This is a genomic window from Limosilactobacillus gastricus PS3 (assembly GCF_000247775.1).
Lineage (GTDB): Bacteria > Bacillota > Bacilli > Lactobacillales > Lactobacillaceae > Limosilactobacillus > Limosilactobacillus gastricus_A.
Genome location: NZ_AICN01000044.1, coordinates 1 through 11,281, shown reverse-complemented (window position 1 = coordinate 11,281; position 11,281 = coordinate 1). Strand labels below are relative to the sequence as shown.

17 protein-coding genes are annotated in these 11,281 nt (G+C 39.9%); 14 read left to right on the top strand and 3 right to left on the bottom strand.

Going from position 1 to position 11,281, the window contains the following annotated elements; translation table 11 throughout:
- The 4 genes from PS3_RS05225 to csn2 form a co-directional block, all read left to right on the top strand.
- Window positions 1-313: Cas9 endonuclease PAM-interacting domain-containing protein (locus tag PS3_RS05225; RefSeq protein ID WP_040468257.1), on the top strand; the 313-nt coding region annotated here is incomplete at its 5' end.
- A 202-nt stretch (window positions 314-515) separates the two neighbouring features.
- Window positions 516-1,421, top strand: coding sequence for a type II CRISPR-associated endonuclease Cas1 (gene cas1 / locus PS3_RS05220; protein WP_007122266.1), 906 nt, complete (start codon window positions 516-518; stop codon window positions 1,419-1,421).
- A complete protein-coding gene (cas2, locus tag PS3_RS05215) occupies window positions 1,399-1,704 on the top strand; it encodes a CRISPR-associated endonuclease Cas2 (protein WP_007122265.1) in 306 nt (101 codons plus the stop codon). The genes cas1 and cas2 overlap by 23 nt, the downstream gene beginning before the upstream one ends.
- Window positions 1,701-2,375, top strand: coding sequence for a type II-A CRISPR-associated protein Csn2 (csn2, locus tag PS3_RS05210; protein ID WP_007122264.1), 675 nt, complete (start codon window positions 1,701-1,703; stop codon window positions 2,373-2,375). The genes cas2 and csn2 overlap by 4 nt, the downstream gene beginning before the upstream one ends.
- A gap of 129 nt (window positions 2,376-2,504) precedes the next feature.
- Here csn2 and PS3_RS10490 read toward each other — a convergent pair whose 3' ends face one another.
- Window positions 2,505-2,666, bottom strand: coding sequence for a hypothetical protein (locus PS3_RS10490; RefSeq protein WP_176662260.1), 162 nt, complete (start codon window positions 2,664-2,666; stop codon window positions 2,505-2,507).
- Window positions 2,667-2,940: 274 nt separating this feature from the next.
- On the opposite strand from PS3_RS10490, the gene PS3_RS10360 reads away from it, so the two are divergent.
- Window positions 2,941-3,114, top strand: coding sequence for a type II toxin-antitoxin system HicA family toxin (locus PS3_RS10360; RefSeq protein WP_141566743.1), 174 nt, complete (start codon window positions 2,941-2,943; stop codon window positions 3,112-3,114).
- A gap of 25 nt (window positions 3,115-3,139) precedes the next feature.
- Window positions 3,140-3,538, top strand: coding sequence for a type II toxin-antitoxin system HicB family antitoxin (locus tag PS3_RS05205; protein ID WP_040468256.1), 399 nt, complete (start codon window positions 3,140-3,142; stop codon window positions 3,536-3,538).
- 119 nt (window positions 3,539-3,657) lie between these two features.
- Here PS3_RS05205 and PS3_RS05200 read toward each other — a convergent pair whose 3' ends face one another.
- The gene (locus PS3_RS05200) at window positions 3,658-4,269 is read right to left on the bottom strand and encodes a DUF559 domain-containing protein (RefSeq protein WP_040468254.1); all 612 of its coding nucleotides are present in this window, start codon (window positions 4,267-4,269) and stop codon (window positions 3,658-3,660) included.
- Between the two features lie 686 nt (window positions 4,270-4,955).
- On the opposite strand from PS3_RS05200, the gene PS3_RS05195 reads away from it, so the two are divergent.
- The 7 genes from PS3_RS05195 to PS3_RS05170 all read left to right on the top strand — a co-directional run bounded on the left by PS3_RS05195 (window position 4,956) and on the right by PS3_RS05170 (window position 10,380).
- Window positions 4,956-5,291 carry a hypothetical protein gene (locus tag PS3_RS05195; RefSeq protein WP_040468252.1) on the top strand — a complete coding sequence of 112 codons (336 nt, stop codon included), beginning with the start codon at window positions 4,956-4,958 and terminating at the stop codon, window positions 5,289-5,291.
- A 102-nt stretch (window positions 5,292-5,393) separates the two neighbouring features.
- Complete coding sequence (locus tag PS3_RS05190) at window positions 5,394-6,566, top strand: YncE family protein (RefSeq protein WP_040468251.1); 1,173 nt, start codon at window positions 5,394-5,396, stop codon at window positions 6,564-6,566.
- Window positions 6,563-7,273 (top strand): hypothetical protein, encoded by a 711-nt coding sequence (locus PS3_RS05185; protein ID WP_040468249.1) that lies wholly within the window; start codon window positions 6,563-6,565, stop codon window positions 7,271-7,273. Before PS3_RS05190 ends, PS3_RS05185 begins: the two co-directional genes overlap by 4 nt.
- An 18-nt stretch (window positions 7,274-7,291) precedes the next feature.
- Complete coding sequence (gene guaD, locus PS3_RS05180) at window positions 7,292-8,614, top strand: guanine deaminase (RefSeq protein WP_007122263.1); 1,323 nt, start codon at window positions 7,292-7,294, stop codon at window positions 8,612-8,614.
- Between the two features lie 144 nt (window positions 8,615-8,758).
- Window positions 8,759-8,893 (top strand): hypothetical protein, encoded by a 135-nt coding sequence (locus PS3_RS10775; protein WP_268869365.1) that lies wholly within the window; start codon window positions 8,759-8,761, stop codon window positions 8,891-8,893.
- A gap of 243 nt (window positions 8,894-9,136) precedes the next feature.
- Window positions 9,137-9,958: an AzlC family ABC transporter permease gene (locus PS3_RS05175; RefSeq protein WP_007122262.1), complete on the top strand. Its 822-nt coding sequence runs from the start codon at window positions 9,137-9,139 to the stop codon at window positions 9,956-9,958.
- Between the two features lie 20 nt (window positions 9,959-9,978).
- Window positions 9,979-10,380, top strand: a complete 402-nt coding sequence (locus PS3_RS05170) for an AzlD domain-containing protein (RefSeq protein WP_007122261.1) — start codon at window positions 9,979-9,981, stop codon at window positions 10,378-10,380.
- A gap of 37 nt (window positions 10,381-10,417) precedes the next feature.
- On the opposite strand, the gene PS3_RS05165 is transcribed toward PS3_RS05170, so the two are convergent.
- Complete coding sequence (locus PS3_RS05165; RefSeq protein ID WP_050950850.1) at window positions 10,418-10,693, bottom strand: hypothetical protein; 276 nt, start codon at window positions 10,691-10,693, stop codon at window positions 10,418-10,420.
- Between the two features lie 413 nt (window positions 10,694-11,106).
- Here PS3_RS05165 and PS3_RS10485 point away from each other — a divergent pair, with 413 nt between their 5' ends.
- A complete protein-coding gene (locus PS3_RS10485; protein ID WP_176662259.1) occupies window positions 11,107-11,262 on the top strand; it encodes a hypothetical protein in 156 nt (51 codons plus the stop codon).
- The last annotated feature ends 19 nt before the right edge of the window (window positions 11,263-11,281 follow it).

Here is an 11,281-nt window from a genome sequence, read left to right as displayed (position 1 = left end):
AAAAGATTTTCCATTATATAAGAAATATATAGAGACATTAGAAAATCATAAGGATGAATTTAGACAGCTTCCTATTAATTCTAAATACGACTCAAAGGGTAAGAAAAGTAGTGATGGAAAATTTGATATTATTAATGATATTATTACAGGTTTGCATGCAAATGGTACTAGAAAAGATATTAAAATATTAGGATTATCTGAATTTGGGAGATTCAAAAGTGTAATAACGTTTTCTGAAAATGCAAAACTAATTTATCAATCGCCAACCGGATTATTTGAACGTCGTGTAAAACTTAAAGATCTATCAAAATAATGGTAAAGAAAAAGGGAATCGCGGTTGCGATTCCCTTTTTTGTACCCATAACGAGTATCAAAAAGATAAACTTGAGAATAAATCTCTTGCTTGATTTTAACTCAGGACTTCAACTCAATAACCTCAAAAGAGTTGATGTTGGGAGCTACCCAACAACTAAATTATAAGGCTAATTACAGTTAGTTACAAGGGAGGAATGTTTATGGGGTGGCGATCCGTGGTGATTACCCAACACGCTAAGATATCATATTCTGCCAATATGATCATTGTCCAAACACGAGATGGAATTAATCAGATTCCGGTGTCTGATATTGACGTTTTACTAATTGACACGACACAAGCGGTGATAACCACAGCCGTTATTGCGGAGTTAGCGAATCGAGAGACAAAAATCATCTTTACCGATAAGCGTCATCAACCAATCACTGAGTCCGTTAATTATTACCCTAATAATCGGTCGGCCGAAATGTTATTGCGTCAGGTTAATTGGGATCAGAATCGTGAAGATATACTATGGACAAAGATTGTTAGCTACAAAATTAGAAATCAAATCAAAGTTCTAGAAGTATACAATCAACCCACAGATGAAATTGAATCTGAATTGGATAAATTAGAAGTGGGTGATTTATCCAACCGGGAGGCGGTTATTGCTAGAAAGTATTTTCCGCTCTTGTTTGAAGACAAATTTTCACGTCGAGATGAAAGTTCTGTTAATGCAGCGCTTAATTACGGGTATTCAATCCTTTTATCGATGATGAACAAAGAAATTGTTACCAGAGGGAATTTGACTTATTTAGGGATCCATCATCATAGTAGCGAAAACGAATTTAATCTAGGGTCAGACTCGATGGAGCCATTTCGACCAGTAATTGATTACTGGGTAGCGGCGCAAAAATTTAATGAATTTACGCCAGATGTGAAGTATGGACTAGTTGACGCGCTTAATCTTGAAATTATTTATAATGGGCAAAAAATGCTGTTAAGAAATGTGATTCCAAAGTATGTGCAGACTTGTCTAGATTACTTAGATGAAAATCGTGATGAACTTGAAATCGAGGTGGAATTTACTAATGAGGTACCGCATAATGCGCTTAATGGTCATGTTTGATTTGCCAGTTGAAACAAGTCAGCAACGTCGAGCATATCGAGTTTTTCGGAAGAAGTTAATTCAAGAAGGCTTCTTAATGATCCAATATTCAGTTTATGTTCGCGTCTGTGTAAATCGAAAAGCTGCACAATTTATGGAAAAAAGGATCAGTAACTTTCTGCCTGAGAATGGATTGGTACAGACGCTAATGTTAACGGAGAAGCAATACAATGACATGCACTTTTTATTAGGTGAAGAAAAGGATGAAGTTCGTAATTCATCTGCTAGGACGGTGATCTTATGAAAGTGGTCTATGAAACCCATCAAACGATTGATGTTAAACCAGGCAAGATTACGGTTTTAGCAACTAATAATCAAACGGTATATTTAGAACTAATTCGTGGAATGAAGGATATGAATGAGTCGATCCATTTTTATGATGATGACTATAAAGAAGTCGATCATAACAAAGCGATGGATTGGGATGGCGATGTCGTTGCCGATTTAAGCTTGGAGAAAACCTATTCAACGGAAATAATTAAATATATTAATCAGTCATTAACCGACGAAGAACGACGTCAATTAGACCAAGCTGGTTTAGAATTCTATACGGCAATTCAAGATAAATTATTAATGGTAGATATACCATTAGAGGTTTCGTTTGATGGCGATATTAAGCGGATGATGAAGCATGCACAAATTCATTTTCCAAAAGAAATCAATAATGATCCCTATGGTATAATAGAGGCAGATTTGAAGATCCATTTAGAATGTGATGATCAATCTATCATTGGGTTAACTAATGTCGCTCACTATTTAACCCTGGATCAAATTAGCCATTTGGTTGAGATAAATGATCATCTGCAAACTAAAGTTTTATTAGTAGAGTTCACAGAAAGTAGGAATCAGGACGCCTACCCAAACTGTGATTATTACTACATTGATGAGGATTTCGTTGATTGGGGTTCCAACTAAAATTAGATTCTGATTATAAAAGAACGGTTTTAGAAGGGCTTCAACTCAATGACCTCAAGACCGAGAACGGCCGTATCACTGTACCATGAATCTTTGATTCTGGGCACAGTGATACGGCCTTAAATATAGTTATTCATTTTTATCATCATGGTGATGCAACTCATGAAAGGTTTCTATATCCCACATGGTTTCTTCAATGTCACTTGGTTGATTATCGTGTTGACGTTTAACTGGTGTATCTAGATCCATTCCCGTGATCCATTCAATAAACCACATAACGCCCATGATCATTAAGAAGCCGCAGAAGATAAGCCAAACAAGGCTCCATAGTTGAAGCCAAGTGATGAGGATAATAACTATAATCCCGGTAATAGTCTATCTCCGGTGCATGATCTTCTTCTTATCCTCTGGTTTCATCATATCGCCCCCTCGTATATTTAAAAATTAAGCGTATTCTATATGTTTATTATACAATTTATTGCAAGCGCTTAATTAACTTTCGTATATAAAATTGAAACGCGTATTTAATGCGTGTATCATAAATTGCAGAAAGGGATTTAAAGATGTGCAACGCTTTAAATTAGAAAAATTATTTAGGCGAAATGGATGGTATCTTTATCGACACGGAGGCAATCATGATATATGGACTGATGGCCGGGAAAAGGAAAAGTTGCCACGTCATCCAGAAATTAATGAAAGACTTGCAAGAAGCTTAATACAAAAGCATCAATTAAAATAAGGTAATTTTAAGTGGAGGTGGCTATATGTATAAAAAAGACAAGGTTGTCGTCTATCCCATTATTATTAAGTATGAACCAGATGGCTCTGAATATCCTTATTTGGTAACGATCCCAGATTTGGATGAAGGTAGGACACAAGGGAAATCAGTTGCGGATGCGATTGCGATGGCGGAAGACTTTATTGGCACAACAAGTTTAGATGAAGAATTACCACCATCAAATTATCTATTACCTAAAGTGGATGGGGATGAAATAGTTACTTTAGTTAGGGTGAATGTTTCCGAATATCGTCGAAAAAATGACAATAGAGTAGTCCGTAAGTCAGTTACCATTCCTAATTATTTAAATGAAATCGGAATGGAACAAAAGATCAATTTTAGCGAAGTCTTGACGAATGCCTTAAAAAATAAGCTTAAGGTCTGAATGAAGACCTGTGGGCAGCTAAACAATCAGTATTAGTAAAATTATGTCGCTTTGCTCTAAAAACGTGAAGGCTATGGCAACAATTAGATTTGTTGCCATAGCCTTCTTAGTAATTTCTGTTATTGTTTTCCGTTTTGTCGATTGTATTCAGATTCTAACAACTTATATTCTGTTTTAGAATAATCATTCTCTCTTTTCAAAGATTCAATATTAACCCGATACTGTTCGGGAAACTTAATGAACTCACCGGCCATTCGACGAATTCCAGCAGGGCATAGATAAGCTGGAGTGTTTCTTCCCTTTGGCCCGATTGACGGAGTAGTACCATCAAATAGTGGTTCACCAACCGTGATACCAAATAGTTTTTCTACTACCGCATTAGTTAATTGAATGAAATACGGTACACGAACCACCTTATATCCGTATGATTCGTAGAATGCTTGGTTGCTTTCATCTTTTTCCCATTGGTCTGGTGATGTATAGTGTGGTAAGCCGTCATATTCAACAATCATTTTCAGTTGTTCACTTCGATAATCGGGCCTTACATGACTTTTCTTTCCGTCATCCTTCAACAGTCCCGTTGTCTTATCATGGACCCAGTCATCGACATCTGGGAATATGACCGCTAAATATTCCTCCAAACCGGTCCGGCTGATACCAGTATCTTTATCAATACCAGCTTTATCAGCTAATTCTTTCGTTTCTCGAACAAATCCCCATTCTTTTACCATATTTTCACTCCTCGTAAATTGTTAGTTATTGACGTATTAATACTTAGTTTAGTCCAATTAGCCGATATGGAGGTAGTGATTCGTGAAATCAAATATTAGGCGTGCGGGTTTGGTGGTGATCGTTTGTGTACTGATCTTGCGATTAGATAGGATTATCATAGCTATCACGAGTATGTACCTAGCGATTAAAAAAGCTAACCACGACGATAGTCGTAGTTAGCTTACCCAACTCGTGTCTCAATCACGATCGAGAGGTAACGGATAGGGCCGTTGCCTCTCTTTTTAATTGAAATAATATCATGAGATTGAACTTAATCTCAAGCAAATTATTTTTAATGGTAGGACTTAATTTAGAATTGCAATTTTCGTCAAAGTCCATCTTCGACACCCGACAGATTTTCAGATCTATGCGTAATTGCTGCACAGATCAAAAAATCTGTCCTGTCTTAAAAACGGGAAATTTGATTTTTCACTTTAGCAAAGATCCTCCAATCAATTTTATGAACATTTTAGCGTGCTCGTCCGATGATATTAAAGAAATTGTAGTACAATAATATTAAGAAATCCCACTACATGTAAGGCAGAATTTACTGCGGGCAGTAGTGGGCTTTTTAGTTCTAAATTCAAAATCTCTTCTCCAAACAACTTATAAATAGGACGGCTAAAGCATCAGAAAGGAGCTACTAATGGTAAAATTCGATGCAGACTCACATCTAAGTGATCTCATTCAACCAACTGAGCTATATGACTGGATTTTCAATTCGAAATGGAAAACGCAAAGTTTAGAAATGGTATATACGGATTTATTCCTCCTAAAATATCCGGATGGGGAGATCTTCCTGGCCGACATGGGAAATGATCGGATGACCTCCACATATTTGGGCAACAAGGAAGGCGATCTCCAAACGATTGTGACTAACCTATGGGAATACATTGAGATTAACAAAGATGAGCTTGTCAAACGGGTCCAAGCAACTAACCGGCTTGAAGATCAAATGTATAATTCGAAGCCTAAAGAATAAGCATTCGCTTAAATCGCTATTGCAATGATAGCGGTTTATTTTTTTGCCAGCAACATGCTAAAATTAGCTTGATACAAGTCGCTAAGCTTGCGAGGGGAGATTATGCATAGCAAACGTTGGGGCATGAATATACTATTGATTATCGCTTTTGTCGCCGTGATTAGTGGGATTTTATCTCAATATCATTGGCGGTTTCCCTATGGACAGGAATTGTTATCTGAACGTTTTTCAACCACGAAAACAATCAAACAACCATCTATTATTACCAATCAGGTGGCTAAACAAACGGCCCAACTAGCCATTTTTCGCCTACCAAATGAAACCAAATTAATCTTTGACTATCAAGCGGCCGATAGTCTTCAAAATGAAGGCGGGGCACCGGTTACTAATGCAACCTTGATTCCGGGATTACGGGGGACCCGGAGCATTATTACTTTATCCCAGCAAGTGGGCATTAGCGGAGGCCTGGTTCCCCAAGGGATCGCCTACAGCCCTAAATACATCTTCATCTCAGCTTATGATGGGGCCTACAAAGTTAACTCCGTCATTTATGTGATTAACCGTCAGACTATGCGCTATGAAAAGACCTTGGTCCTCCACGGGCAACCGCATACCGGCGGGATTGCTTATGATGCCGATCACCAACGCCTTTGGGTATGTGGTTATAGTCATCGGGAAGCGACTTTATTCAGCATTAACTTAGCGACTATTGAACATTATCAATTTAAGAGTCAGCATCAGCCGATTCAGTATGCGTCCTTAACCTATTTACCTCAACTGAAACGGTCGTCGCAGGTTACTTATTATCAGCACCGTCTTTATGTGGGGTACTTCAGTAAAGGGGATCGTGGCCGCCTGCAAGCATACAAACTTAACACGAATGGCTTCTTAGCAGGCCGTCAGAGTCAGACGAGTAAACAATTCGGCAGGGTTTCAATTGCGACTTCACCAGTTTTGAACCAAACTTGTCCGACCCAAATTCAAGGGATGACAATAGTGGATGGCATGATCTTAATGTCACAATCCTACGGTCACCAAAGTTCAAAACTCTATGTCTTCAAATTATCAAGACGGGCGAATGCCTATACTAAGAGCCAGGCTTTAATGATCATCAAGATGCCACCAATGATGGAACAGATTGGCAATGAAGATGGGCAATTATATGCTGTCTTTGAATCGGGTGGCCGGCGATACCGAGATAAATATGGGGTCGGGGTGGACCGAATTCTGACCTTTGATCTGACGACACTCCTAAATAATGAGGTGACGCAATGAGCAAGCATAAATTTAGTCTGCCCGCTTCTACGCAATGGATTCTCCTAATTGGGATGGGGGCCTTGGTTGCAACGATTCTCAATACTGACAATCCGATCATGCGCTATTATAACGTGCCTCGGGATCTGTTCTTATCCGAAGGAACGACCGGGGACTACCTGTATATCATTGGTTTAGCGCTGTGCTTATTACTGGCCGCTGTGGGCTTTCATTGGGTGTTAGCTGGCAGTGATCGACCACAAAGACGCGCTTTTAAGTGGTGGCAATATGGCCTGGCCTTAATCGTGACCATCATGATAACGATCGGGCTACAGGGTTGGATGGCGCTATATCCAGACCCGACTTTATTGCTGGTACCAGATATCACCAATGATTTACAGTATCTCAATGTTTACTACTGGGCCTTGATCGCGGTAGTGAACTTAGCCTTTTTCACCTGGGCTTGGCTCTTGGCAGTGTCAGCGAGCCATCTGTTAGCTCGGCAACATTTTCCCTTGATTATTCAACTGATTGTTGCCCTCGTGATCTTTGCGAGCGCTCGGCTAATGAATATGGATGGTTCTTATGGTTACCAATTGGTGGTGAACCTCTTAATGGTGCTGCCAATGCTCCTTTGGACGATTTACACTCGGCGGATTTGGATAGGTTTGATCAGTTTATGGGTCGTTTATGAGGCAGTGATCTATTTACTCTTTATAACGCGCTAGCGATACGGAGGAAGTTTTATGATTAAAACGGTTTTGCAAGGTGATTTTTACACGGCGGTTGATCCACAAACTGTGGCCTATCATGCCCAAGCCTTAATCGTCATTGATCAAAGTGGCATGATTGAACGGATTATCGAATCAACGGATACTGATTATCAAACTAGTCGACAAGCGGCGCAAGCTAAAGATCAATTGGTAGAAGTACCGAAAGGACAAGTAATTTTACCCGGCTTTATCGATCTGCATTTGCACGCTCCCCAATGGCCGCAAGCAGGTCTAGCTTTGGATAAGCCGCTAGCCAATTGGTTGAATGATTACACTTTCCCCTTAGAAGCAAAGTATCGGGACCTTGCCTATGCTAAACAAGTTTATCCGGATCTAGTCCAAAATCTTTTAGCCAATGGGACGACGACAGTGCTCTTTTTTGGGACGATCCATAATCCGGCTAACTTAGTTTTAGCGCAAGCCTGTATGGATCATGGCTTACGCGCTTTAATTGGTCGGGTGGCGATGGATAATCCTGAACAAACGCCAGATTATTATCGAGACGCATCCAGTCAAGTGGCCTTGCAGGCAACGGAAGACTTTATTCAACAATTGACGGCGCTTGGGCAAGGACAAGCTTTAGCCCCAATCCCAGTCATTACCCCACGCTTCGTCCCGTCATGTACGCCAACGACCTTACAAGGGCTTGGGAAACTAGCGGCGCAATATGATCTCCCTATTCAATCCCACTTGAGTGAGAGTGATTGGGAACACCACTATGCGATTGAACATTACGGCCATCATGACGCCAATGTCTTGGATCACTTTGGCTTACTAACCGATCGGGCGGTTATGGCGCATGCCACCCAATTGACTTTAACCGATGAGCAGCTGGTGGCGGATCGGCATACGGCGGTTGCCCATTGCCCAATTTCAAATGCTTATTTTGGGAATGGGACCTTAGCAACGCGCCGGTTAATGGATCGTGGTATTAAGCTGGGGCTGGGTTCGGATATTTCGGGCGGCTACTCGGTATCACTTTATGATAATCTCCGCCAAGCGGTCACGGTTTCGCAAATGCGAACGGATGGGGTTACTAATCAAGATCAAGGGGAAGTCGATGCCAGGATTAGTATCCGAAATGCTTTTTATCTTGTCACGGTTGGAGGTGGTCAAAGTCTGCATTTACCAATTGGACAAATTGCACCGGGCTTCCAGGCCGATCTGCAGCTAGTTCAAGAACGACCACTACTGGCACCGAGCGATCCGATTGAACGCTTGGAACGGCTCTTGTATCAAACCCAGTCGAATCATATTCAGGTGGTAATGGTAAACGGTGATTTTGTCAAAGCTTAATTAAAAGTAGTCAGACGAACAAATATTCGATATAATAAAAAGCAGGTTAGGTCATAGACTTTGCAACCCTAAGACCTAACTTAGTGGAACTAATGGAACACACCAACTTACCTTTCACTCATCATCACACGGAGGTAAGTTCGGGTGAAATCTTTTGGTTGGGGACACGGTTTGCTAGCGATTTTTGGTCTGCTAGTGTTACGGCTGGATAAGATAATTCTAGCGGTAGCAAAGGCATATCAATTAATCAAAAAAGCACACCATGACTATTCATCATGATGTGCTAAAAGTAAAACGTGTTCCATCCACGATTGAGGAGTAACGGAGACCGCCGTTGCTCCTCTTTTCGTTTCTAATCTTAACAAAAAAAGGTCGCTAAAACAATGAAAAATCGGTTGATATATAATGAATATTAACAAGCTGACAACGGGAAACCATGCATTTTACGAATTAAGTATGGTAAAATAGCATTTGATGAGTGTTCAAAACTGAAGAATAATCTCTAAAGGAGGAACTTATCGTTTGACTCAACATCACGTCAATCCTGAGAAGCGGTGGCTATCGGTCTTAGGGGATACGATGCCATTATGTTTGAGCTATGCCCCGATCGGGTTAGCCTGCGGGATTTTGCTTCATGCTGCTGGTTTTAATTTTATTATGGCCTTTTTGGTCTCAATATTAGTCTATTCCGGTGGGGCACAATTTATTTTGGCGTCCATGCTAGTCACCAATGCCCCCTTATCGACGATCTTCATGACGATCTTCTTCTTGGAAATGCGGTATGCCTTACTAGGATCTAGTTTATCCAAGTATCTGCATGAAGATAAGCCCTGGGATGTCTTCTTATTTGCCTTTTCATTGAATGATGAAAATTACGCAATTAACTATTTAAAATACGCCACTGATAAGAACTGGACGATCAAAGATGCGACCATGGTGGAGCACTTTGCTTTGATTTCATGGACTGGTGGAAACTTAATTGGGGCTTTAGTGGGAAGCACCATTTCCATCGATCTGGATATCATTGAATTTGCCCTGACAGCATTGTTTATCTACATGCTGGTCATGCAGGTCCGGAATCATTTGACTTTACTGATTTGTCTCTTGGCGGGTGCTTTATCAGTCCTTTTCCTCGTCTTGATTCAAAATACCCTTGGCTTGATTATTTCCACTTTAATGGCCTCCTTAATCGGGTTTGCGGTGGAAGATTACGTGCGCAAGCATAGTAAGCACCCGAAACGGACCTGGATTTTGGGAGAAATTTTCCGGCCATCAACGATCCGCCAAACAGTCGAGGATAAGCGTAAGAAGCAAGATCAGTCGCAAGAGGCTGCTAATCATTAGAAATTAGGTATTTGAGCAGAATGGATTTTTTAAGCACATCTACGGTAGTTGCAGCTGCCAATCATGATTATAAATTTCATATCTTAGTAATTATTATTGCAGCGCTCGCAGCCTTTGTTCCGCGTTACTTCCCGATTCTTTTCTTTACGAATCGGAAGTTGCCGGAATGGTTTAATGAATGGATGAAGTATATCCCCGTGAGCCTGTTTGCTTCTTTGGTGGCGCAACGGCTTTTCTTGGATTCGTATAAGGTCGTTACTGATAAGGTCACCTTATTTGGTCATCAATTAATCCTGTATGGTCATTTGGATCATATCATTGCTGGATTATTTGTATTGCTGATCGCATACTTTACGCGATCCATGGTTTTATCCGTTATTTTAGGATTAATTTTAGTCTTCATCTTTGCTAGTTTTATCTAACAAGCGTTGGTAGTTCAATTGAGCTACCAGCGCTTTTTTAGAACCAAGTCATCGAGGATCGAGCAAGGTCATTAGGAAAATTAGGTTTGCTTAATGTTTGGAGAAGCTTGAGACCTTCAGGAGATAATTTTTGCTGAACGGCTAAAACTTGTAATTGACTTTTGAGTTGCTTGATGGCTTGGTGATGATTAGTGCCAGATTTGAAATTAATCAGGGCCTTATCAATCAATTCCTGTTCGTTATTTTCTTTTAAATTTGTTCTTTCAAGTATATCGACTATATCAGGATTATTTGTATGATGCTTAAAAAACATAATTTACCTTCCTAGTGTAGAGATCCATCCATTGACGACAGTATGACCCACATTACTCCAAATTGCCCCATAGTTAGGATAGGATCGATGTGTTCTAGTGTTGTAAGTAGCATATGGGCTTATATTGATGACTCTTCCTCCAATAGTATATCGTAAGTAATCTTCATTCAATTTTTGTTTAATCATTATTAATCACTCCTTTTTGTATATATTGATGATCATCTATTTATATTATAAGGAGTAAGATGAATTTTAGAGTCAAACTGCAAGTTCCGTTCAATTTCCGGCATTTTCCGTTAGTTGATCGAAACGTTATTAACGTTCACTGCACCAAATTCGACGTTCACTGCAGTTTGAAAAATTTTGCTGGAATTCAATTTATAATAATCTTGAAAAGAAAGGAAGTGGACACGATGAGGACTAATAACTATCGGGTATTAACTGATGCCCAATTGAACGAAATTGTCGGTGGACACATTTTAACGAGATTTAAGCAATTCATGATTCAACGTTGGGAAAATATTGTCAGAAACTGGATTGACGGCTTTAATTCTAGTCCATTCCATTAGAAGGGAGTGAGAAATCATG